Here is a 25,398-nt window from a genome sequence, read left to right as displayed (position 1 = left end):
AAATACTTTTTAACAGAATACTTAATGTTTGATTACATTTTATTGGAGTGGATAATATGTCTTTTCAAATTCGTGAAGCTACGATAGACGATATAGATGCACTTTGTTCTTTAACAAAAGAATTAAAAGGTTCCTCTATTTCCTATGAAGATATGAACAACCGATTGCAATTCGTACAAATGAGTCCGTTTGATTTTTTATATGTTTATGAGGAAGAAGAAACTATATTTGGATTACTTGGGTTTCGTATACGTGAAAATTTAGAAGATGTAACTCGTTATGGAGAAATTTCAATTATTAGCGTTGATTCTACAATACGGCGGAAAGGCATTGGACAAGTATTAATGGATTATGCAGAGCAATTAGCAAAGACACATAATTGTATCGGCACATGGCTAGTCAGTGGAACAAATAGATTAGAAGCACATCCTTTTTACAAAAAATTAGGATATGAAGTAAATGGGTATCGATTTGTAAAATATTTTTAAACTACTGGTACGAAGAAAGGACTATAACTATGACAAACATTGAAGCAATATTCATTGATCGTGACGGAACAATTGGCGGTGATACTACAATACATTATCCAGGTTCTTTCACATTATTTCCTTTTACAAAGGAATCTTTACAAACGTTAAAAGCCCAAAATATTAAACTATTCTCTTTTACGAATCAACCAGGTATCGCGGATGGAAAAGCAACTGCGAATGATTTTACGAAAGAATTAAAAGAGTTTGGTTTTGATGATATTTATCTATGTCCTCATAAACATGGTGATGGATGTGAATGCCGCAAACCGAGCGCAGGTATGCTCCTGCAAGCAGCGGAAAAACATGGGCTTGATTTAACAAAATGCGCTGTAATCGGTGATCGCTGGACGGATATTGTTGCTGGGGCAAAAGTAAATGCAACGACTATATTGGTTCAAACTGGCGCTGGATATGATGCTTTACATACATTCCGAGATAAATGGGCACATATTGAACCAAACTACATCGCAGAAAACTTTGAAGATGCTACAAATTGGATTTTAAATCATCAATAAAAAAATTAAATGAGACGTCTTCACATTGAAAACGTCTCATCTAACTATATATATTTCAAAAAGTTAATTCATAATGGAAATAACGATTATCTCTCAAGTATCCATTTTCAGCGTATAATCGCTGAGCTGATAAATTATCAATCTCTGTTTGTAATTTCACACCTTTTGCGCCATTTTCTAAGGCAAATTCTTTTGCAGCTTCTAACAATTTTTTACCTGTTCCGGCTCCGCGCTTCGCCTTTTGTACAAACAGATCATTTAAAATCCATAACTCTTTCATCGAAATAGAAGAAAATGATGGATATAGTTGCGTGAATCCGATATATTCTCCATCTTCAACTGCCACGAAAATAATGGATTCTTTTCTCTCGATTCGATTTCGTAAAAACACTTTTGCTCCTTCAATATCGGAATCTTGTCGATAAAATACGCGATAGTTATTAAAAACAGATGCTAGTCCATCTAAATCTGCAATTGTTGCCTCATATATTCTCATTTTGTTTTATTCCCCTTCCAATATTGTTTCATAATATCCGTTACCCATTTAGGCTGTAGAATTTCTTCTTTCGGCATAAACTCTTTCATTATCGGCTTTATATCCAATATAGGGGTGCCATCAATAGCATCTAACCCCTCAACAATAATTGATTTATCTTCTCTTTTGATCACCTTTACAATTGTAGCTCCTATGCGATTCGGACGATTTTTCCCGCGCTGTGCAAAAATGCCTACTTTAGGATAATCATTATTATTTCTAGGATGTCTAGCAAAATATTGAATTTGTTCATCAGTTACTTTATGAAAATAAAAGACAACTTCAATATGAGAAAAATCTTCAATCCCTTGTATACTTTCCTCTGTATACATATCAGTTAAAGTAATATAGGATCTTACTTCTCCCCACTCATCATCTTTTATTTCCTTTCTTTCATTATGTACAAATGCGATTGGCTGAACTGAAAACATCCGCATTCCCCCTTAAATGTAACCACTTACATTATAAAATATTTTCTGAATGTTTTCCAGACAAATGAGTTGAGTTTACATAATATAATTACAATCTATTATCTAAAGCGAAATTGACTGCTTCAATCGCATGTATATGCGTTGTATCAAATATCGGAACTGATATGTCTTCCTGCTTTATTAATAACCCTATTTCTGTACACCCTAATATTATTCCTTGCGCCCCTTTTTGCACTAACTCTTCTATAACTCTTTTATAATACTCTCTAGATTGAGATGTTATCTTTCCTAAACATAATTCTTTGTATATTACTTCATTTATTTTTTCTCTATCTTTTCCTAATGGTACTATTACTTTTATATCATTCTCTTCTATACGTGATTTATAGAAATCTTGCTCCATCGTATATTTTGTTCCAAGCAGACCAACTGATTGAATACCTTTTCTATTTATTTCTTTTGCAGTTGCATCCGCAATATGTAATACTGGAATGTTAATATTCTCCTTTATTTTCTCAACTACTTTATGCATTGTATTTGTGCAAATGATTATAAAGTCTGCTCCTCCTTTCTGCAATGAATACGCCGTATTCCCTAATACTTCTCCTGCTCCCTCCCAATCTCCGCTAGACTGGAATCGTTCAATCTCTTCAAAATTCACACTATTAATCAGACATTTTGCTGAATGTAATCCACCTAATCTACTTTTTATTTCTTCATTTAAAATTCGATAGTATTCAGAAGTTGATTCCCAACTCATACCACCTATAAGACCTATCGTTTTCATAGTAAAACACCTACCTAAACTATTTTTATAAAACCAATAACAATATTTTATTATGTATATTATACACAATAAAACAAGACTTTAAATTTATAATATAAAGTCTTGTTTTAACTATTTCCAAGGAAATTTTATTATAATATTCTGAAATTAAAGCCCTGATGTTTTTATAGCATCTTCATATTGATAATTAAAACACTCTCGATACAACTGTTTGATTTCATCATAAGAAGGAACTCGTGGATTATTTCCTGGGCTACCACTTGCAATTGCATCTTTCGCCATTTTAGAAATAGCATTTTCAAATTCAACTTCGTCAATTCCGTATTCTCTTAAATTAGGAATACGAAGATCAAAACAAAGTTTCTTAATTTCAGCAATCGTGTAGTTCGCTACTTCTTCATCAGAATGAGAATACAAATCTTTGTTTAAGCTACGTCCTACTTCTGCTAACCTTTTTATTGCACTCATTTTTGTAAACTCTAAAACTGTAGGTAATAGTATTGCATTCGATATTCCATGTGGTACATGGAATAATGCTCCCACTGGACGGGACATACCATGCACTAATGTAACAGATGCATTCGAAAAAGCAATCCCAGCTTGTAATGAAGCAATCATCATTGCTTCCCTTGCTTCCATATTATCTCCATCTTCATATGCGATACGTAAATATTTCATAATGCTTTCAATAGCTGAAAGAGCAAGAACATCTGTAAGAGGTTGTGAAACTTTAGAAATATAAGCTTCAATTGCATGGCATAATGCATCTACTCCCGTTGCTGCAGTAATATGAGGTGGTACCGAACTTGTAAAAATCGGGTCTATTATAGCAACATGAGGGATAAAGCTTGGATGTTTTATCATCATTTTCACATCTGTTTTTTTATTTGTAATTACTGCTACACTTGTTACTTCCGATCCAGTACCAGAAGTCGTAGGGATTGCGATTAGCGGTAGTGGATTGTATTCTATTTCTATATCCTTTTGGACGTAATCTTCAATTTCTCCACCATTTGTATATAACACTGCTACTGCTTTCGCAGCATCAATACAGCTTCCTCCTCCAATACCTATGATAAAATCGCATTTTCCTTCTTTACAAATAGATAACGCTTCCAATACGTGTAAATTTGTAGGCTCAGTGTTTACTTCATTGTACGTAATAACAGTAATCCCTTTCGCATTTAAGTGATCCACACATCTTTCAACATAACCGAAACTCTCCATAATTGTATCACTGACAATAAAAGCCCTTTTCCCTAACTTTCTTGATTGATCCCCTAGTTTTTCAAACGAATTTCTTCCATATAATACAGACTTCGGCATACGAAACTCAGCAACTTCTTGCAAGTACTCCACCCCTTCTATTTATAATAAATATTTGCAACTACTCAGCCATGCATTTCATTCAGAAGTTTGATAAAGTCTATTATTCCAGTTAAAATAAGCCCCCTTATTAATATACTTTGTTTTAAAACTTTGCGCGTGGCAGGAAAGGCCCTGACCGCTCCTATAAATAGCCAGGTCCTCTCTCGACCAACTTAAAAAACTTTTCTGCCGATTTTTCATAGAGTGACTGAGTAGTTACAATAAATATTTTATTATGTAAAATATCAATCTAATAAATATTTTCTTTTCGTATATTAACTAGTATTAATAGATCCCTGTTAAAGTATAGAATGCGATGACTGCAAATACAGCAATCGTTTTCAAAATTGTAATAGCAAATATATCCTTATATGACTGTTTATGTGTTAATCCTGTTACCGTTAGAATAGTAATAATTGCCCCATTATGTGGTAATGTATCCATTCCGCCTGATGCCATTGATACAATGCGGTGCATAACTTCTAATGGAATGTTATATTGCGTTGCTGCAGCAATAAATTTATCACCCATCGCACTTAACACAATTCCCATTCCGCCTGATGCTGAACCTGTAATTCCAGCTAAAATATTCGTCGTTACTGCCCCATTTACTAATGGATTCGTGAAAGTTGCAGAGATGCTATCTCTCATTATCGCAAAGCCAGGAAGTGCGGCAATAACACCACCAAATCCAAATTCAGCTCCTGTATTCATTGTTGCAAGTAGCGCTCCACCAATACTTGTATTCAATCCAGCTTGAAATCCAGTTACTACTCGTTTCCAATATAATAAAAGCGTTGATAAAATCCCTATAATAAGTGCCAATTCTACAGACCAAATCCCAACTACCGCACTTAATTCAACCTTTCCAAATGCTTTCATACCAATAGCTGAGAAATCAAAACCATCTGGATACCACTTTGGTATCATGATTGTGAAAACTTTATTCATTACACCTACTAAAATAAGTGGTACAAACGCAATTACTTGCTGTACTCTTGTAATTTCAATACTGCTTAATATCGGCATATCTTTTTGTTCTAATTGCAAAGATGCTGCCATTTCAGAATTCCCATCGTTAAAACCAAAATACCCTTCTCCTGCTGCTTTTGCCTTCTTACGCTTACTCTCTAAATAAAGTAAACCTAACGTTAAAACAAAGATTGCGCCTAAAATACCAAGTATCGGTGCTGCATAAATATCAGTTTTAAAAAAAGTTGTAGGTATTACGTTTTGAATTTGTGGCGATCCAGGAAGCGCATCCATTGTAAATGTTGCTGCTCCAAGAACGATTGTGCCAGGGATTAAACGCTTTGGAATATCCGCTTGTCGAAACAACTTCGCCGCAAACGGAAATATAGCGAACACCACTACATACACACTAACACCGCTATACGTTAAAATAGCTCCCATTAAAACGATTGCTAAAATTGTACGTTTTTCTCCAACTAACTCTACAATCGTCTTTGCGATGGAATCAGCGATTCCTGACATTTCTACTACTTTCCCAAATATTGCTCCAAGTAAAAACACTGGGAAATATAATTTGATAAATCCTACCATTTTCTCCATAAAAATATTTGAAAAGAAAGGTAATACAAAACTAGGCTCTGTCAAAAATACCGCAAATAATGCAAAAATCGGTGCGAATAATATTACAGAAAATCCTTTATATGCTACAAACATGAGTAAACTAAGTGCTAATAAAATAATAACTAGCTCCAATTATAACCCTCCTTTTAAACTGAAAATTCAATCTTTTTACGGCGGACTTTTACTCGTATTTCGAACCCTTTTATTTCATGACATTCCTCCTCTTTTTATCCCGCTATTTGCGGGCAGTAAGACTCCCACCTTAAAATTCAGCAAATGTGCAGAAGCTAGGCGGGATATCAACTGCTCGTAACAGCCCGATTGGTGAGGGCTGATAATCAGTGCCGGATGGACAAAACTTCCACTAGTTAAAGTTTTACTTTATTACAAATTTTTCATGCTAAAATTGTCTAATTATAGTATTCGATTACATATGTAAAATCCCTTTAAACAAAAACGATTTCATCGTCATATGTTATAAAGGGATTTCTAGGTTCTATTTCTATAGTTTTATCGTACTATTCTCTATACAAAAGCTTTGTAACTCTTCGACATCTTTCACTATATGAATCGCCCCAGCATCACTCAATTCAATCTCACTACCATATCCATACAATACACCTATCGAAGCAATTCCGTTACTGTTCGCACCGATTACGTCATGCTTTCTATCACCAATCATCACCATTTCTTCTTTTTTGAGTTCTTCATTTGTTTGTAAAATATGAGCAATGATTTCTTCCTTTTTTATTCTTGTCCCATCTAAATTACTCCCTACAATCTCTTCAAAAAAAGTTGTTAACTGAAAGTGCTCTATTACTTGTTTCGCAAATACAGTAGGTTTTGATGTTGCTACAAACAAACGATTATCAGCATCCTTTAATTCTTGCAATAGGGTTGTAATTCCATCGTATACTTTATTCTCTAATAAACCACTTTGCTTTAAATACTCCCGAAAGTAAAACACTGCTCGTTCTACTTCTATTTCGTTCATATTATATCTATCTACAAAAGATTGTTGTATTGGTGGGCCGATAAATGAATCTAACTCGCTTATATTTACTTCTTCAATCCCGATTTTTTCTAACGCGTATAGAACAGAATTTATAATCCCTTCTTTCGGATCCGTTAATGTTCCATCTAAATCAAATAGAAATGTTTTATACATATTTAATTCCCCCACTGATTTTATATGTACCCCATTAAAGCCATGCTCCTACTTAGCCCTTTACTATACTATCACCATTTAACTTTTCAGAAAATTACTTTTTCTTATCCTTATACTTTCAGTTACAAAATCACAAAAGATATGATAAAGTGAAAAAGTTATACTCAATTTAATAGAAACTGGTGAATCAAATGTCAATTACATTAATTTTTATAATGGCTTTCACAATTGTTATCCACGCGGTTGAAACTAGCTCTTATAGTATTCGATTAGCTGGTGTTCGTTTAAAAAAGATTGTCGTTGCCTTATCCATCGTAGGAATGGTACTACTTATTTCAAGAACATCTAACTTACTACAAGCTTTTTTAATTGGTGGTATTGTCGATGAAGCAAAACTAGATTCTTCTATTGATTTAGAGCATATTATACGGCTCGTTCTATTATCGGCTTCTGTCGGTACATTGCTCGCGATTATACTCTACCCAACTTTGACAAAGCTATTTGGATACGTTATTCAAAACTTTGAAACGGATGGTTCATTCATTCGAATGATGAAAACAAATAACATTCAAAAATTAAAGTACACAAAAAAATATGTACGCTTTCCAAAGCTTGAGATGATTCATCGAATGCGTATTGGCGGAATTCCGAAGCGAATTATGCTTATTAATATGTTTGCCACTGCCATTTATACAGCTGGTGTTCTTTCCGCACTATATGCTTCTTTTTTAAATCCGACTTATGCAACAAATGCAAGTACAGCTTCTGGTCTTGTGAATGGTTTCGCCACTATTTTATTAACAGTGCTACTCGATCCACGCATTGCCCTTTTAACAGAACGTGCTTTACAATCCGAAAAGGGTGCTGAGGCAATGAGTAAAATGTATGGTTGGCTAATGATATCTAGACTTTTCGGCACATTATTGGCACAACTACTATTTGTACCAGGTGCTTACTGGATTTTATGGATTATTGAACTGATGCATTAATTTACTAGAAAGGTGAATATATCAATGAAGATAAAAACAGAGCAAGATATAATTCGTTTTATAGAAAACGACGAATGGATGATGTATGTATTAAAAATGGCAAAATCACTAGAGCTACCTGATTGGTGGATTTGTGCTGGGTTTGTCCGTTCTAAAATTTGGGATACTTTACATAACTACGAAGTAAGAACGGCTACGCCAGATGTCGATGTCATTTATTATGATCCATTACATAAAGATGAGGCGTACGAACAATCATTAAAACAGAAGCTGGCGAATATGGATGCCTCTATCCCTTGGTCAGTAAAAAATCAAACTCGCATGCATGTAGTGAATGGAATGCCACCATACTCTTCTTCTGTTGATGCTATTTCTAAATTTCCTGAAACAGCAACCGCTTTAGGAGTTACGCTTGACGAGCAAAACAATCTCATATTAACAGCTCCATGTGGAATTGAAGATGTACTTTCATTACAAGTGAAACCTACACCTCATTTTCTGGAAACGAAAGAACGAATACATATGTACAACAAAAGAGTTAATCAAAAGAAATGGCAAAGCAAATGGCCTAACATTACAATCACTTATCCCGAAATTTAAAAAGAGTGCTTCTCATTATTAGAAGCACCCTTCTTTTTTATTTCAAAAAATGCATGATTGTTTCTGCGAATCTCTCTGCTTCTTCATAATGCGGTGAATGACCACTTTCTCCGAATACAATATACTTCCCATTTGAAGCATCATTATTAAATATTTCAATTTGTTTTTCACACGTTACTACATCGTATTTTCCTACAATTAATAACATTGGATTTTGTATATCTTTTATTTTAGATAATAATGACGTATGACATGCTCCCTCTGATTTTAATCTATCAAAATGGATTTTGGAGCGATTTGAAAATACTTCCCACTCTTCATCACTATATAAACTCTCGTCTATCTCATCCTCCTTATAATTGTAAATCTCCATTCTTTTTTCTTCTAATTCATCGCTTAATCTTATATAAGCTTCTAACAACTCTTCTGAACTAGCATTACTAGATGAATAAGCAATGCACTCTTCTGCCGCTAATTCTTTTCCATACTTTTTTAATAAAATTCCTGTCTTTTGTAATAGAGCCCTACTTGTTAATGCAAAATCGAAAGTCGGACCTTCAAATATTATTTTCTCTATTGAATTTGGATACATCGACGCATATAACAACGCTAAATATCCACCGAAAGAGTGCCCGATTACAGACCATTTCTCAATTTGTAATAGTTTTCTTATTTCCTCACAGTCTTCAACTAAATCATTTAATCCAAAAGATTCTTCCTCAGTAATTCCTTCTGATCGACAAACTCCTCTTTGATCTATCATAATTACATATAAGGAATCTTTTAATCGTTCCGCTTGATGAAATGAAAAATCATAACAGCTTTCACCTGGGCCACCGTGTAAAAATAATACTGGTTTATTTTTAGGACTTCCATGTGTTTCAACGTATAGCTTTTTCCCTCTAATGTTCATATATTTCCCAACTTCAATCAAATTTGTTTTTATTATCATCACCTTCTTTTTTTACTGAATATTATAACATTTAAACTTAAATAATCCCTATTACATTTAAAAATACGATAACTATCGCAAGTGGTGCTACAAATCGAAGTAAAAATGCCCAGATAGTAAATACTATCTTTCCATAATTTCCACCTACAAAAAATTCAGCTTCTAACACTTTCTTTTCCATCTTGAATGATACGAAAATACTAATAAATAATGCTCCCAGCGGCATTAATATATTACTAGATAAGAAGTCTACTGCATCAAAAATATTCTTCCCAAAAATCGTAATATCACTCCATACTCCAAATGATAAGGCAGATGGTATACCTGCTAGGAAAATGCAGAACCCGATGATCCATGATAGTTTAGCTCTTCTTTCTTGTTCACCATTTGCTAATGCTGAAACAACCGTCTCTAGTAGAGAAAATGCCGAGGTTAATGTGGCAAATGTAAATAGCGCAAGAAATACAGTTAAGAACAATCCTCCGAATGGAATTTGGCTAAATACAGATGGCAATACGATAAATAGTAAGCCTGGCCCTTCTGTCGGCTCCATGCCTAACGAAAATACTGCTGGAAAAATGGCAAGACCTGCAAATAAAGAGACGAATAAATTCAATCCAACAATTGTTATTGCTGATTTTGGTAAACTTTCTTTTTTATTTAAATACGAGCTATACGTAACCATAATCGAAATCCCTATACTAATCGCAAAGAATGATTGGCCCATTGCGAATAAAATACTTTCTGAAGTAATCTTCGAGAAATCTGGTTGTAAGAAAAACTTCACGCCTTGCATCGCATTATCCAGTGTTAATGAACGAATAATAAGAGCGACAAATAAAACGAACAATGCTGGTAGCATATATTTACTTGCTTTTTCAATTCCATTTTGTACACCTTTTGATACAACCCATATCGTAATGAACATAAATGCAAAATGACCGATAATGGCCCAAGTCGGATTTCCAATTGTCTCTGTGAATAATGCACTATAATTTTGTCCCGGAGTAATAAGCTGTCCTGTTACTCCCCTGAAAAAATATATTAAAACCCAGCCACCTACAACACTATAAAATGATAGCAATATAAAACAAGTTCCAACGCCAAGACGGCCAATCCAGTGCCATCCTGTATTTGGTGCGATACTTTTAAATGCTCCAACTGCTTGTTTCTGTGTACTGCGTCCAATCATAAATTCAGCTATAAGTAGCGGTAGTCCAATTAATACAGTAAATAATATAAAGATTAAAAAGAATGCCCCTCCCCCGCTCTTTCCAGCGATATAAGGAAACTTCCATATTGCGCCAAGTCCAATTGCTGATCCTGCTGCTGCCATTATAAAACCTAATTTCGAAGTCCATTGCTCCGTCTGTTTCATCCTATTTTCCTCCTGTTAAAATCATTTTATATTAATAAATAAATATTATTGATCAATCTGAATAAAACCTCCATTTCTTTTTCTATAAAATAAAAAAATGGCCCAACGTCTCTATATAAAGAGACGCTAAGCCATTTACTTAACGCGGTACCACCCTTATTGATTCCATTATGAATCCACCTTAGTAGTAATCGTTTGATTACAAACCTAATATCGAAGGTTAACCGTTAAGATTTACTAAGAATGTGATTCCGTTCCACCTTACTGCTCCTAGGCGAGTTCAGGATGTCATTTGACTATGTCGCACCAACCCATAGCTCTCTGTACAAATACATGACCTTACTACTCCTATTCAATGCATTTTAATATTTAGAATATATTTTCTTTTGAAATTAATATGAAGTATATCGGTTATATTTATAACTGTCAAGGGCTATGTTAATTTTTTGTCGAAAATGATTTTTATAAACTTTCAATGTAAAAATGAAAGAACAGTAAAAAAGCATCTTCGCGATAATCGCGAAGATGCTTTTTTATGGTATAAGACGTGTACAATCTCTCGGAAAAGCACTCGCTTCTCTAACATTTGATAATTCTAAAAGCTTATACACAACTCGTTCTAATCCAATTCCAAAGCCACCATGCGGTGGACATCCGTAGCGGAATGTATCTAGATACGATTGAAATTTCTCTGGATGTAATCCTTTTTCTTTAAAAGATGCGAGTAACGTTTCATGATTGTGAATACGCTGTGCACCTGACGTTATTTCTAATCCTTTATATAATAGGTCAAATGAATCCGTTACGGCTTCATTCTCCTTATTCGGTATTGTATACATCGGTCGCGATTCTTTCGGATAATGTGTAATAAAGACAAATTCACTTTTATATGTTTCCTTCACATATTTCCCTAGTAACTTTTCACCTTCTGTATCTAAATCCCCTTCAGGAGATTCTTTCCGATACTTCATTTTCAAAATTTCTTGCGCTTCTGCCAATGTGATTTTAGGAATTTCTGTAATGACAGGTACTGTTATTTGTAATAGTTGTAGTTCTTTTTCACATTTTCCTCCTACTTGTTGAAACATGTATCGTAAAATATCTGTTTCTAATTGCATTACTTCATGAAAATCATGAATAAATCCAAGTTCTACATCTAACGATATATATTCATTTAAATGTCTTGAAGAGTTATGATGTTCAGCCCGGTACACAGGAGCAATTTCAAAAACACGTTCGAGTCCTCCCGCTACCATCATTTGTTTATAAAACTGTGGTGATTGAGCTAAATACGCTTCTTTTTGGAAATATGGAAGCTTAAAAACATTCGCTCCTCCTTCTGCCCCTTGCGAGACAATTTTCGGAGTAAATATACGTGTGAAATCGTTCTCTATTAGGAATTCACTAAAGCTCTGAACGAGTATAGATTTCACTTTAAATATCGCCGCGATTCGCTCATGCCTTAACGATAATACTCGCTCATTCAATAATTGATCTAGGCCAACTTGTAACTTTTTTTTATTTATTTCAAATGGGAGTGATTCTGCTCCATTTAGTACTTCCACTTCATGTGCAAGTACTTCAACACCTAATTCTGTTTTCGGTGTCTCTACTATTTCTCCAATTATTTGGACCACACTTTCAACATCAACTTTGTATCCGGCTAACTCGTTTTCTAATACACATTGAATAACTCCCGTTCGGTCCCTTAATAATAAAAAACTAACATTCCCTAGATGACGAATCTTTTTTACCCATCCTTGTAGTAATACAACCTTCCCGCCATGTTCCGTACATTCTCGTGTGAGTGAACGCTTCATTATTTGATCCATTATATTTCCCTCCATTAATTTTATTTTTATTTACGTTATTGTTGTCATCGTCATCATCCACGGTCACTCACCTCCTTTCAAAGAATACAAAAATCCGCCCCTATAAATAGGGACGGATTTTTCCGCGGTACCACCCAAATTGTCATAATGACCATCTTAGCCCTGATAACGGTAGGTACCGTTTGCTTTTACTAATTATCACGTTCAAAGCAACACTCACAGGTGTCTTTCCATCATGCGGTATCGCAATCTTCCCAGCAACCGATTGCTCTCTGTAGACCCTTGCATCATGTACTTTTCCTAATCATCACTTTTTATATTTACAGAGTATTCTATCTCTTTATTTTATAAAACGCAAGCCCTTTTAGAAAAATATTGCATTTCACTAAACAGACCCCTTCTAAAGATATGTAACATGAACATTGAACTCTATACAATTATCATTTGACAGCTTAGAAATATTTTATCCTTATCAAATTCTTTCAATTGAACTTTTTTTCCATTTTATTACATAAAACACGAGTTTCCCACGCATATTATTATTAAAGTTTTATCGGAGGTGTACATATGAAAAAAACAATTAGTTTCTTTCTCCTACTATTATGCTTAGTTGTAGTTAATGAAGCATATGCCTATTCACCAAAATCTTTACCAATCTCTCAAAATTCTGATCAATGGCAAGTAAATATTGATGAAGTAAAAAGAACGAGTGAAAAATTGTTACAACCCAAAAAAGGTGTATTTCAAACATATCATTTCTCTGTAAAAAATCTTGGAAAAAGTGAAGTGTATAATGTACAAGTTGAAGTTTTTCGGAATGAACCAAATACGAAAACAAAATATGAACTCTTTTCCCTAAAAGAAAGTCGTCTAGCGGGCGGAAAAACTGGATTTGAACACGCTAATTTTCCAGTTTCTACAAAATCGGATAAGGTTGACGTGATCATTACGTGGCAAGAACATCCTTTCCGCTCTATGAGAAACGGTCAAAAAGTTGAATCTAGAAAATTTAAAGAGCATTTTGTTTTTAAAGAAGCAGTAAAGTGAACTTATCGGTATATGTACATTATTACCGCTACCAATAAATTTTCTAGTACCAGTTCTTAAGCAAATTAAAAACGTCGTGGCTTATAAATGCCACGACGTTTTTAATTAATTCGTACTAATTCCTCTCGCTGCCCAAATACGATCGATTTCAGCAGCATGTTGCCCGCCGTATAAAAGAGCATCTGCTTGCTTAATCGCTTTCGCTCCATCACGGAATTTCGCATTTGGCGTTAATGACCAATGTGATTGTAAAATAATTTTTGTTGCTACATCACGTCCAAAAGATTGCGCCATTTCGTATTGACCTTGAGCCCAAATTTCCCCATCATTATGCACTTCATTCGTTATATCTTTCGGGTATACTTTATTCGTATCTAATCGGCGTAAGCACGTCGGATCTGAACTAGAATAAGCAGTCGCATCCCATTCTCCAATACATGCTTTCCCGTATCCTGTTGTCGATACTGCATCTTCATAAGTAGCACCTAAGAAGTCTCCAAATCCTTCTCCCATCGCTCCACCTTCTGGTGAACTTCCGAATCCTGGCACTTGATTATCTTGAATAGAATGACCATATTCATGCGCAATAATGCCAGCATCTTCTGCATCATCTACTCCACCAGTACCGAAAGTTAAAGCTTTCGTTGATGGAGAATAGAATGAATTATCGTCAGTTGTACCATTTACATTCACTTTAATCGAACGTTTATTAATATTTTGAAAACCTAATCCTTGAATGTAACGCTGTAATGTATCAATATGATAATATGACATAACATCTTCAAAACTATCATTTGCACGTGTATAGTTAAATTGTAAGTTTGTAGATTTCGTCTTCGCTTTTGAAGAAATCGTAACATACTCACCAATTAAAAATCCTGTACCATCTAAACCTTTTAACGTAACAGTTTTCAATTGATTCGTTAATGCTGTTGAATCTGCATCATTATTATCTTTTAACCCTGCTAAACTTCCACTAGATACGACAGGGTTAGGTAAAAATACTTTTCCTGTTCCTTCTGCTTTTCGGTTTATATCAACTTTTTTAATTAACTTTCCATTTTCCGCATCAATGAATGTTTCCCATGCACCGAATGGATTATTAGAATGGACTACCACTTTATATACAGGAATAGCGACTCCCTCTTCAACAATATATCCGAATTCTTTTTCTGTAGGAGCCCATAAGTTTTGCTCACTTTCTCCTCCAACATACGCCATCGATTTTTGTTCTGCATCTTTTTCACTAATTTTTTTCGTAACTTCCTTCACACCTGTAACAGGCTGATAATCTGAAATCGCAAGTAATCCTTTTCCCTCTCCGTTAAGAGTAACTGTAATTTGTTTTGAAAATACAGGCGCACCATTGACCACTTGTTGGAATCTAACATATGAAGCTACTGACGTTTCTGTTGTAGAAATATATTGCAAGTCTGAAAGGTCTGCCTTCAATCCATATTCCGTAGCATGTCCCTTTAAATATTCAATTGCTTTTTTCTGTGGTGAATAAGCTTCTAACTTTACTTGCTGTTGTTTTTCCAGTGCTGAAACAGTAGAAATTGTCCCCATTACTAATGGCACAGTCATTGCCATTGCCACCATTTTTTTGTTTAACATAGAACCACTCCCCCTAATAAATTGAAAACTTTACCCCATTCCTATAAGGCTATTCCTGTCCACAAGTAACGAAATAAAGTGAATCTACGAGTAATTCTATACAAACAATTCTATTACCTTTACATTTTGGGTAAGTGAAATTTTCTCAATATTTATGTGTGAAACGAGAAAAATACTGTAGAAATATATTTCTTTTGTAAATTTCTTTACCTTATGCTTTTTAAAGTAATGTGTAAAAAAATAAGTTATTTTTTACCTAACGATAGGTTGAAAATAATATTAATGAATGATACGATTTATGTAACCTTTCTTATTAGGAGGACTTATCATGAGCAAAAGTGAAGAAACACTCTCTTCCATAGTCGAAGCAAGTTATCGACTATTTGCCGGACACGGCATTGCCAAAACGACCTATACAATGATTGCTGAAGAAGTTGGTATTGCCAAGCCATCTATTTATTATTACTTTAAATCTAAAGATGCATTAATTGAAAGTATTTTTAATGAATTATGTGCAGCGATGCAGTTCTCCTCATTCTTTCATACAGAAGAATTTACGAAAGAGAATTTCATTGAGAAATGTGTTGAAATTGGCTTTAAAATGATAGACGAACAACAGAAAGATCCTTATTTTAATCGTGTATTACAAGAATATGTATTACTATCTTCAAGAAACGATATGTACAAAGATCGATTACTAACTGTACAAACAGAATATTTAAACGGATTTGAATCACTCCTAACAAAAGCAAATGAACTTCAACTCATTCAAAATAAAAATCTAGTTTCAAAAGCTCATATGTTAGCATTAGTTCTTGATAATATTGGGAATTTTATGATGTTACATTTAGATATGGATTATAAACAAATATGGATTGAAGCTGTAAATAGCATTTTTGAAAGCAGGGATTGAAGTGAATACAAAAAAGCGCATTATCGGCTTAGATTTTGCTAGAGCGTGGGCAATGTTTGGAATGTTAGTAGTTAATTTCATGGTGATAACAGGGGCGGAAGGAAATGGACCTCCTCTGTTAAAAATCTTTATGACACTTTTTGAAGGTAGAGCTTCTGCCTTGTTTGTTATACTTGCTGGGATTGGCATAACTTTAATGACTAAATCATCTGTTGCTAGCCAAGAGAAAATAAAAATCAATACCAGCCGAATATTGATTTGGAAACGATCACTATTCTTATTTATTTTAGGATTATTATTGTATGTAATGGAATGGACGGGTGATATTTTACACTACTACGGCGTTTACCTTTTCATCGCTGCATTACTAATTACTGTACGAAGAACTATACTAATATGGCTTTCTATCATTATTTTACTTACTGCACAATATCTCCAACTTACTTTCAACGCCTTCGAAGGATGGGGAGGCACAATCCCATTTATAAACTATATAGACTTTTGGACCTTAACAGGTTTTCTTCGCAACTTATTTTTTAATGGCTATCACCCTATTTTCCCATGGTTTTCTTTCTTCTTAATCGGTATGATAATTGGCAGGTTAGATCTTCATAATAGGAAAATTAGACATTGGTTGTTCTTACTGGGTTTAACAGTAACCGTAATTGTAGAGCTATTATCAAAAGGGTTAACACACCTTTGTATCCCATACATTGGTGAAGCAGCCTCTACATTTTTGTTTAACACAGGACCCATTTTACCCAATATATTATACGTCGCATCCGCTACAGGATCTGCTATTGCTATATTAATAATTTGCCTCTACATTGCTGAAAAATATGAAAATAATTGGTTTGTTACTTCCATTATACAAACAGGACAATTAACATTAACGCATTATGTAAGTCATGTATTTATCGGTATTGGCGCATTGATTGTATTAAATCGTATGGAACATCAAACACTACTTTTCGTTTTATTATTTGCTACTGCATTTTTCATTTTCAGTATTTTATTTAGCGTATTATGGCGAAGGAACTTTTCTAGAGGACCTATCGAATGGATTATGCGGAAAATAACTGATTAATTTATCTTCATACAAAAAAGGAAGTTGGAATGATTCCAACTTCCTTTTTTCTTTAATTAGCCGCGTTTAATTTAATTCGGATCTTTGTCTCACCTAAAGAAAGTTCATCGTCCTCATTCGTTAAGTGACCAAATGTAAATTGCTTGACGAGTAAGTTTTCTTCTAATAAATCTTTATGATTCGTTAACGTTTGCTGTAGTTCTTCTTCTGTATCAAGAATTACATCCACTCGTAAATTAACTGGTAAATTCAACTGCTTACGATATTCTTGAACTGCACGAATAAATTCACGTGCTACTCCTTCTTGTAACAATTCTCCCGTTACATTCGTATCTAACATTACCGTATATTGACCGTTAGTCGTATTTGAAAATCCTGATTTCGCAACTTTCTCTACTAATACATCTTCAGCTGTTACAACTACTTCTTCTCCTGGTGCTACTTCGTAAACTGCTCTTTCTGTAGATACAAAGTGTTGTACTTCTTCTTTTGATAATTGTTTTAACCAACCATTTACTGCATTCACACTTTTACCAAACTTCGGCCCAGCTGTTTTAAAATTCAGCTTTAATTGATAGGACGTGTATTTCGTTTCATCGAGTTCAACATGGAACGCTTTTACATTTAGCTCATCCATGATGATATCACGATAAGATTCCCAATCCATATCATTTTCATTATGCGCTAGTAATACAAGTTCTGCTAACGGCTGTTTTACTTTTAATGAATGTTGATTACGATTACTTCTTCCAAGTTCAACAACTTGTAAAACAGCATCCATTTCTGCTTCTAACTCAGGCTGGATAAGTGATTCGTTTACAACCGGATAATCTGCTAAATGAACGCTTCTTCCTTCTAAATTCAGATGAATATCCTCAGCTACAAACGGTGTAAATGGTGCAATTAATTTACTAATTGTCACAAGTACTTCATGAAGTGTCTCATACGCAGCTGCTTTTTCAGCATTCATACCAGACTCCCAGAAACGATTACGTGATCGTCTTACGTACCAGTTACTCACTTCATCTACAAGCGCCGTGATTTCACGAGCTGCATTCGTAAATTGATAATCATCAAGTGCTGTTCTCACTTTTTTCGTTGTGCTATGCAATCTTGATAATACCCATTCATCCAATTTCGTTCGCTTTACATCATAGGTTTCATTCGGATTATACTCATCTAAATTTGCATATAAAACGTAGAAGCTATATACGTTGACTAATGTATCTACAAATTTAGATTTTGCTTCCAGTACTGTTCTTTCAGAAAAACGCTTCGCATTCCACGGAGCACTGTCAACAAGTAGAGCCCATCTTAAAGCATCTGCACCAAACTGATTTACTAAATCAACTGGATCTAGTGCATTTCCTTTACTTTTAGACATTTTCTGTCCTTCCTCGTCTAGAACATGCCCTAGTGATAACACTCGTTTATAAGGTACTTTTCCTGTATATAGTGCTGATACTGCTAATAAACTATAAAACCATCCGCGTGTTTGATCAATGCCTTCTGCAATAACATCTGCTGGAAACTGTTCTTCAAATAACTCTTTATTTTCAAATGGATAATGATATTGTGCAAACGGCATGGAACCACTATCAAACCAAACATCGATTACTTCTGGTGTACGATTCATTGTACTTCCGCATTTTTCGCAGCAAACTTGCACTTCATCTACATACGGCTTATGCAATTCTAAATCTTCAGGTGTTTCTTTCGTACTATGCTTTCTTAATTCGGCAATGCTTTTCGGTGCGAATTGATGATCGCAGCTTTCACATTCCCATACGTTTAACGGTGTTCCCCAATATCTATTCCGGCTAATATTCCAGTCCACCATGTTTTCTAAAAACTTACCAAACCGTCCATGCTTCATATGGTCTGGATACCACTTAACAGAATCATTATTTCGTAAAAATATTTCTTTAATCTCAGTTGTTCGGATTAACCAGCTTTCTCCTGCATAATAAAGTAATGGTGAATCACAGCGCCAGCAATGCGGATAGCTATGTTCATATTTCTCTTTATGATATAGCAAACCTTCTTTAGCTAAATAACGAACGATATCAACGTCACATTCTTTTACAAACTTACCTTTAAGAAATGGTACTGCATCCGTATACTCACCTTTCTCATCTACAACATGTAAGAACGACAATCCTTCACTTTGAACGACTCTATAATCGTCCTCCCCATATGCTGGAGCGATATGAACGAGTCCTGTACCACTATCTGCAGTTACAAAATCTGCTGCAATTACGTGGTACCCATTTGTAACTTCCTTCATCGGAAACGGTGCTGTATAAGATGTGTTTACTAATTCTTCGCCTTTATGAACGGATAATACTTCATAGTTTTCTTTTAGTACTTCTTGTACACGCTCTTTCGCAACAATGTATACATACCCTTCTTGTTTCGCTTTAACGTATTCCATATTTGGATGTACAGCAAGTGCAACATTCGCTGGAAGTGTCCACGGCGTTGTCGTCCATCCAAGGAAATATTCATTTTCACTATTTTTCACTTTAAACTTAACTGTCGCGCTTAAATCTTTCACTGTTTTATATCCTTGTGCAACTTCATGTGAACTAAGAGATGTTTGACAGCTTGGGCAGTACGGCGAAACTCTATGCCCTTTATATAACAAGCCTTTTTCATGAATCGTCCCTAAAATATTCCATACACTTTCGATATATGGATTCTCTAGAGTAACATACGGATCATCCATATCTACCCAATATCCAATGCTCTCCGTAAATTCACGCCACTGCTTCTCATACGTGAATACACTCTCTTTACACTTTTGAATAAATGGCTCAATGCCGTACTCTTCAATCTCATGCTTACCTGAAATACCAAGTTGTTTTTCGACGCCTAATTCTACAGGTAATCCATGTGTATCCCAGCCAGCTTTTCTTAACACTTTATATCCAGCCATCGTTTTATATCTCGCTACTAAATCTTTAATTGCCCGACCAAGTGCATGGCCGACGTGTGGTAAGCCGTTCGCCGTTGGTGGTCCTTCATAAAACACAAACGATTGTGCGCCTTCTCTATTCTGAATTGATTGCTCAAAAATGCCCTGTTCGTTCCACTGCTTACGAATACGTGTTTCTCTCCCTACAGCCGACTCTTTTACATCTACTTTCTTCATCTACAATCACTCCTTTGAATGTTTTAAAAGCACACAAAAAACCCGCCCCTATGAAGTAGGGACGGGTTTACCCGCGTTACCACCCTAATTCTATTAGCTTTTCACTAATAGCACTTAGCAACGTACTAATATACGCGTTCTTTGTAACGGTAGACATCCGTCCGAGCTTACTTTATTCAGCCACGGCTCCTCGGAGATGATTTTCAAATAACGTCTGCACACCGGCTTTCAGCAATACACCGGCTCTCTGGAGAACAGCTCACTATTTTACTCTTTCTCGTCTTCAGATTTGTATACTTTATTAAAAGTTATTTTATGCCATTAAACAATTAATTGTCAACTAATTCGAAATATATTTTTATTTATACCCTTTTTCTCTATTCTTATACAATTACTTTTCAAATTCTCGCAATCCTGCTAAATCTTCATCTTCCTCTGCAAGTTCAGCGAAAAATCCTGTTTCATCTTCACGAAGCACAATTTCAAGTTCATCTCTTGCCTCTTCATTTCTGTTTAATAATGTTAAATAACAAGCATGATCGTATCTTGCTAGCAAGTCAGTAGCATCAATTGCTAATATTTCACTTGTTATTTTTTCTGCCTTTGTCGTTTGCCCAGCTCTATGATACGAAGATGCTAAAGCAAGAAGAATTGCTGTTTCATTTGGATGATGTACAGAAGCGTCTTCTAATAACTGAATCGAGTCCTCAATTCTCTCTTGACTTTGATATATTTCTGCTAAAGAAAGGAATCCTCTACTTACAAATGGTGTTTTCTCAATTAATTGCAAGTAAATTTTTTCGGCTTTTCTTTCTTCGCCTAGCTTACATAATACATTCGCTTGTAGAAGAAGTGTATCATAATCATCCGGTAGCTCGCGAACCATTTGTTTCGTTAATTCAAAAGCATCTCGTAACATATCTTCTTCTTCACACTCAATGAAAAGATTTACAAGTTGCTTCGCTACATCATAATCCCACTTATTTTCTAACGATGTTTGTAAAACCTCTATAGCTTCTTTATTCATCGCCGCATTCTCATAAAATATTGCGAAACGCTGCGCTGCCATACTATTTTTCGGATTTAAATTTAAGGAGATTTCAAATAAATCGATAATAACTGTAATCATTGAAATTTCCTTCGCACGATTTTTCATGCGATAAAATGCTCTTGTAAATATAGATTTTTTCGGTTGCTCATTTTGCTGTCTTTCTACTAATCTTTCGGCAACCGCAGTAGCTGCATACATAAACGCTGTACTTCTTTCTGCTTTTTTCACCTTTAACGTATGAAGTACGTCTCGTATTTGGGATAATTTTTTATGTTGCTCCATTGCTTTTACGTACACACCAAAAATACGTTCACTTTCCAAATCTTTATGCATTACTTTCAGCGCAACTTCGATTGCTTCTACACTCTGCTTTTTAACTAGCAATTTCGCATAATGATATAGTACTTCCACATGCGCTTCATCTATTTTCATTGCGCATTCGATATATTCTTTTTCTTTATTTACCTCATTCATCGCACCATATACATATGCAATTGCATCTAAACGCCATATTTCTGGTACCTCTTCTGCTAATTGTTCTAGTTCAACTAGCAATTCTTCATGAAGATTCAAATCTACTGAAAGCTGTGCCAAATATTCCATATTAATATGCAAAGGCTCTTCTTTCATTGCCTGGACCATATGACTTTGTTCTTTAGAACTATTTTCTTCTTTTTCATATATTTCTGCTAGTTGCACATGTACACCTGTGAAATTCTTATCCATTTCTAAACATGTTTCATACGCATGCTTCGCTTCTTGAAATTGCCCTAACGCCATGAATGTTTCACCGATTCGAAAATACGGCAATGAATCCTGTTTTTTCTTAAGTGCATCATTATACCGTTTTATCGCCTGATCATACTGTCCAATAGATTCATATAAAATACCAGCGTAACAACCGTATTCAATTACTTCCGTTTTCTCTTTTTCTAACGTTCTTAAAAACGCTATGCCTCGTTGCACAAAAGCTGTGTCTTTTATTCGATTTACATACTCATCCAACACGCTCGCTATATTAGCGTATACGCTTCGTATACCGTTCTCTAATTTAGAAAGTGCAAGTTTTAACTCTTTTTCATCCTCGCCTAATGCCATTTCAGCATCCCATAGCACCATACCAGCATTCATAAGGAAATCTTGATTGTCTTCAAATTGCTTATTAATACTGACAATATAGTTTTTTGCATCCTTATATTGTTCCTTTGCCATATAAACTTGAATTAAACCGAAATGAGAATATACATCTTCATTATTTTCTTCTAAAGAACGCTTATATATAGTTTCCGCTTCTTCAAGTTCATCATTTTGAAAATGAAAATCTCCTAAACGAACATATAAAGACGCCTGATCTTCACAATTTTGAATTCCTTGTAATAGAATTTCCTTCGTATTTTTCTCATCATCCAAATCCGATTCATAGATTTCCGAAAGCTTCGTATATAAATAGGCTGCTGTTTTATCTAATTGAATCGCCACTTTAAGTCCTTTTACCGCCAAATAGACTTTCCCTAAATACTGAGCACATCTTGCACGTTCATACCATATGTGCGCTTCATATTTATATTCTTTTAATAAATCATTAAAGAATCCATATGCTTCTTCATATCGTTCTAAATCTATTAAAATTAAACCGTGATTTACAAGTGTAAACCTTTCTGGACTACGTTCTATAGCTGTTAGAGAATACTCTAGCCCCTTTTCGGATTGATCCATATACATGTATGATAATGCTAAGAAACTCCACGCAACTGGTTGATCTGCATCCAATTGTAATGATGAACGAAAACTAGCAATCGATTCTGCATAATTATCTTGCTCAAAAGAGAAACGTCCATTTATAAAATGATACAACGCTTGATTGCTTTTCTTCTCCACACTTTGAAGCATCTGTCCTGCTTTTTCCATATCCTGCAGACGAATAAAACACTGTGCACTATGCAATTTCACAAAGTCAGAGCTCGGAAACTTTTTCATTAATTTTTCTATACAAAACTGAATAAAATCTTTATCTACTTCAGCATCTAAATGTTTAATCGTATATAACCAAGTGTTTGGATTTTCACTTGTTTCTTTTAAAAATAGTACTAACTTTTCAATCCCCTCTTTATCTTGCTCACCTAAATGATCTGTAAGAGAAAAGATTGTTTTATAATAAGTGTGTTCTTCCACATTTAAAAATGAAAGTTGTTCTATTCTATCTTTCGGTATAAACGTAATAGCTAAACAATCTGTATAACGATATTTTTCTTGCAACTTATCATATTCCACAAGAATCGGTTCCAAGAAATTCGGATCTTGAATATAAAAAGCTTGCAGTACATCGTCATAACCAGAAAGCACTTGTACATGGGAAGCGTGCTCAATATCTATACTTAATAAAACGGGAATACCTTGATTGAGTAATCTCTTATAATTTTCCTCATTCCCTTGAAAATAACGATATTCGTAACCTTGCTCTTCTATATATGTAACTGTATCTGAAAACTTAGAACCTGTTACATCAAAAATATGTTGTGCAATTTCATCTTGCGTACGTTTTTCTCCCCATACCCCTAACATCATTTCCAAACTTGTCGGAACGCAATAGTTATCCTTTTGTACAACCGGAACTATCGGTAAACGAACCTTTTTTCCATCAGGATTTTTTTCTATATGATGATATAGAGAATTTTTCAAACTCTTTTCACTTTTCAATAGCGCTTGCAAATCGTGAATATTATTCATTTTATAAAATGCTTCTGCACGTAAATGTATAAAATAAGTTGTATATGCATGATGCGGAAGCATATGATTAATTTTATCTATTACCGCTAACATTTCTTCATAGCGCTCTAAATCTAATAAATATTTTACTTTTTCAAAATAGAAATATGGTACTTGAGGGAACTTTGCAATCGCATCATTAATGAGTTGTAGTGCTCGCTGCTGTTCACCTTTATATGCATATAATTGCGCCAATAAGTACGTAGCTAACTCTTCACAATCTTTATGCTGCTGACCGTATAAAAGTTGTTCCTCTGCCTTCTCCCACTCACCAGTCTGTATATATAAGTAACCCCATTTATCAAAAACTGCACGTGTACTATACTTTTCCGCCTTTTGCATATAGGCATAGGCCTCTTCATTTCGCTTCATATCTAACAAACATCTAACTAACGTAAAATATGCTTTCGTTAAAACATCCGCATCAGTTTCTTCTTCATTTACCTCTTCCAAAGAATCTTTTAATAATTGTTCAGCATCAAGAATTTTACGTTCATCAATTAACTCATCACAATATAAAGAGAGCGTTCTCATATTTGGAAACTTTTTATACGTATAACGAATTAAAAAGGAGCTATATTGATGCATCAAACCTTCATCAGCAAGACGAATTAATGTATCAAACTCCTTGGGTGACGAGACGTTAGAAAGCCAATTCTTCACGTATGATAACTTATTCGTTTCTTTTATATGCGCAATTTCATTATTTATCTCATGTAATCCATCTACGAATCTCTTTTCTTTCAAACAAATCTCTAATTGCTTAAAATCTAGCATGCATTCACCTCAAATTATTATTTATACTGCCATTTGCAAGCAGTATTCTAACCTACTTGCTTAGATTTTACACATCATATAGTATGCATTCAACTAAAACCTCATATAATGAACGATATTATTTAATATTATTCAAGTTTATAACTAAATATCTTAAAAACGATACTTTTTCTCGTTATTTTGTTTAATTTGATGAAATAATATGTATTATTCAAAGATGAGTTTTATCTTCTTTTTTGAGGCTTCATTCAGTGGATGAAATTATATTAACGATTTCCTGAATATATCAATCGTAACTTACAATAGAT

19 protein-coding genes and 3 other annotated features are annotated in these 25,398 nt (G+C 34.5%); of the genes, 7 read left to right on the top strand and 12 right to left on the bottom strand.

Features of this window, described 5'->3' with window-relative positions:
* Positions 1-56 precede the first annotated feature (56 nt).
* Both ABH959_RS03640 and ABH959_RS03635 read left to right on the top strand, forming a co-directional pair.
* Positions 57-488 carry a GNAT family N-acetyltransferase gene (locus tag ABH959_RS03640; protein ID WP_002136073.1) on the top strand — a complete coding sequence of 144 codons (432 nt, stop codon included), beginning with the start codon at positions 57-59 and terminating at the stop codon, positions 486-488.
* Positions 489-517: 29 nt separating this feature from the next.
* Positions 518-1,045 (top strand): HAD-IIIA family hydrolase, encoded by a 528-nt coding sequence (locus tag ABH959_RS03635; RefSeq protein ID WP_404492293.1) that lies wholly within the window; start codon positions 518-520, stop codon positions 1,043-1,045.
* Positions 1,046-1,100: 55 nt separating this feature from the next.
* On the opposite strand, the gene ABH959_RS03630 is transcribed toward ABH959_RS03635, so the two are convergent.
* The 6 genes from ABH959_RS03630 to ABH959_RS03605 form a co-directional block, all read right to left on the bottom strand.
* Positions 1,101-1,541: a GNAT family N-acetyltransferase gene (locus ABH959_RS03630; protein ID WP_002085894.1), complete on the bottom strand. Its 441-nt coding sequence runs from the start codon at positions 1,539-1,541 to the stop codon at positions 1,101-1,103.
* Complete coding sequence (locus ABH959_RS03625) at positions 1,538-2,011, bottom strand: SAM-dependent methyltransferase (RefSeq protein WP_016102096.1); 474 nt, start codon at positions 2,009-2,011, stop codon at positions 1,538-1,540. Before ABH959_RS03625 ends, ABH959_RS03630 begins: the two co-directional genes overlap by 4 nt.
* Before the next feature lie 88 nt (positions 2,012-2,099).
* Entirely contained in the window at positions 2,100-2,798 is a 699-nt protein-coding gene (locus ABH959_RS03620; protein ID WP_002012596.1) for an aspartate/glutamate racemase family protein, read from the bottom strand.
* Between the two features lie 147 nt (positions 2,799-2,945).
* The gene (locus tag ABH959_RS03615; protein ID WP_002141613.1) at positions 2,946-4,148 is read right to left on the bottom strand and encodes an iron-containing alcohol dehydrogenase; all 1,203 of its coding nucleotides are present in this window, start codon (positions 4,146-4,148) and stop codon (positions 2,946-2,948) included.
* Between the two features lie 303 nt (positions 4,149-4,451).
* Positions 4,452-5,891, bottom strand: coding sequence for a GntP family permease (locus ABH959_RS03610; RefSeq protein WP_113937769.1), 1,440 nt, complete (start codon positions 5,889-5,891; stop codon positions 4,452-4,454).
* Positions 5,892-6,261: 370 nt separating this feature from the next.
* A complete protein-coding gene (locus ABH959_RS03605) occupies positions 6,262-6,927 on the bottom strand; it encodes an HAD family hydrolase (protein WP_404492292.1) in 666 nt (221 codons plus the stop codon).
* A gap of 191 nt (positions 6,928-7,118) precedes the next feature.
* On the opposite strand from ABH959_RS03605, the gene ABH959_RS03600 reads away from it, so the two are divergent.
* Together ABH959_RS03600 and ABH959_RS03595 are read left to right on the top strand one after the other, a co-directional pair.
* The gene (locus ABH959_RS03600; RefSeq protein ID WP_061673890.1) at positions 7,119-7,916 is read left to right on the top strand and encodes a lipid II flippase Amj family protein; all 798 of its coding nucleotides are present in this window, start codon (positions 7,119-7,121) and stop codon (positions 7,914-7,916) included.
* Positions 7,917-7,940: 24 nt separating this feature from the next.
* A complete protein-coding gene (locus tag ABH959_RS03595; RefSeq protein WP_113937766.1) occupies positions 7,941-8,516 on the top strand; it encodes a nucleotidyltransferase family protein in 576 nt (191 codons plus the stop codon).
* Positions 8,517-8,553: 37 nt separating this feature from the next.
* Here ABH959_RS03595 and ABH959_RS03590 read toward each other — a convergent pair whose 3' ends face one another.
* The 3 genes from ABH959_RS03590 to aspS form a co-directional block, all read right to left on the bottom strand.
* Positions 8,554-9,468: an alpha/beta fold hydrolase gene (locus tag ABH959_RS03590; protein WP_404492291.1), complete on the bottom strand. Its 915-nt coding sequence runs from the start codon at positions 9,466-9,468 to the stop codon at positions 8,554-8,556.
* A 37-nt stretch (positions 9,469-9,505) separates the two neighbouring features.
* Complete coding sequence (locus ABH959_RS03585) at positions 9,506-10,846, bottom strand: sodium-dependent transporter (protein WP_113937764.1); 1,341 nt, start codon at positions 10,844-10,846, stop codon at positions 9,506-9,508.
* Between the two features lie 116 nt (positions 10,847-10,962).
* Positions 10,963-11,211, bottom strand: a binding site (T-box leader).
* Positions 11,212-11,379: 168 nt separating this feature from the next.
* A complete protein-coding gene (gene aspS / locus ABH959_RS03580; protein WP_404492290.1) occupies positions 11,380-12,678 on the bottom strand; it encodes an aspartate--tRNA(Asn) ligase in 1,299 nt (432 codons plus the stop codon).
* A 105-nt stretch (positions 12,679-12,783) separates the two neighbouring features.
* Positions 12,784-12,995, bottom strand: a binding site (T-box leader).
* Positions 12,996-13,245: 250 nt separating this feature from the next.
* On the opposite strand from aspS, the gene ABH959_RS03575 reads away from it, so the two are divergent.
* The gene (locus tag ABH959_RS03575; protein WP_113937762.1) at positions 13,246-13,725 is read left to right on the top strand and encodes a hypothetical protein; all 480 of its coding nucleotides are present in this window, start codon (positions 13,246-13,248) and stop codon (positions 13,723-13,725) included.
* Between the two features lie 105 nt (positions 13,726-13,830).
* On the opposite strand, the gene ABH959_RS03570 is transcribed toward ABH959_RS03575, so the two are convergent.
* The gene (locus tag ABH959_RS03570) at positions 13,831-15,342 is read right to left on the bottom strand and encodes a M36 family metallopeptidase (RefSeq protein WP_113937761.1); all 1,512 of its coding nucleotides are present in this window, start codon (positions 15,340-15,342) and stop codon (positions 13,831-13,833) included.
* A gap of 328 nt (positions 15,343-15,670) precedes the next feature.
* Here ABH959_RS03570 and ABH959_RS03565 point away from each other — a divergent pair, with 328 nt between their 5' ends.
* The gene (locus tag ABH959_RS03565) at positions 15,671-16,255 is read left to right on the top strand and encodes a TetR/AcrR family transcriptional regulator (RefSeq protein ID WP_002136053.1); all 585 of its coding nucleotides are present in this window, start codon (positions 15,671-15,673) and stop codon (positions 16,253-16,255) included.
* A 1-nt stretch (position 16,256) separates the two neighbouring features.
* On the top strand, positions 16,257-17,342 hold the full coding sequence (locus ABH959_RS03560; protein WP_404492289.1) for a DUF418 domain-containing protein: 1,086 nt from the start codon (positions 16,257-16,259) through the stop codon (positions 17,340-17,342).
* 52 nt (positions 17,343-17,394) lie between these two features.
* Here the strand turns inward: ABH959_RS03560 and ileS are convergent, their stop codons facing one another.
* Together ileS and ABH959_RS03550 are read right to left on the bottom strand one after the other, a co-directional pair.
* Positions 17,395-20,496, bottom strand: coding sequence for an isoleucine--tRNA ligase (gene ileS, locus ABH959_RS03555; protein WP_404492288.1), 3,102 nt, complete (start codon positions 20,494-20,496; stop codon positions 17,395-17,397).
* Between the two features lie 54 nt (positions 20,497-20,550).
* Positions 20,551-20,789 (bottom strand) — a binding site (T-box leader).
* A gap of 98 nt (positions 20,790-20,887) precedes the next feature.
* On the bottom strand, positions 20,888-25,090 hold the full coding sequence (locus ABH959_RS03550) for a C39 family peptidase (protein ID WP_404492287.1): 4,203 nt from the start codon (positions 25,088-25,090) through the stop codon (positions 20,888-20,890).
* Positions 25,091-25,398 lie beyond the last annotated feature (308 nt).

Source organism: Bacillus sp. RC51, assembly GCF_044908115.1.
GTDB classification, from domain to species: domain Bacteria; phylum Bacillota; class Bacilli; order Bacillales; family Bacillaceae_G; genus Bacillus_A; species Bacillus_A mycoides.
Note: the sequence above shows the minus strand (reverse complement) of the source record. Positions and strands in the feature narration are given on the sequence as shown.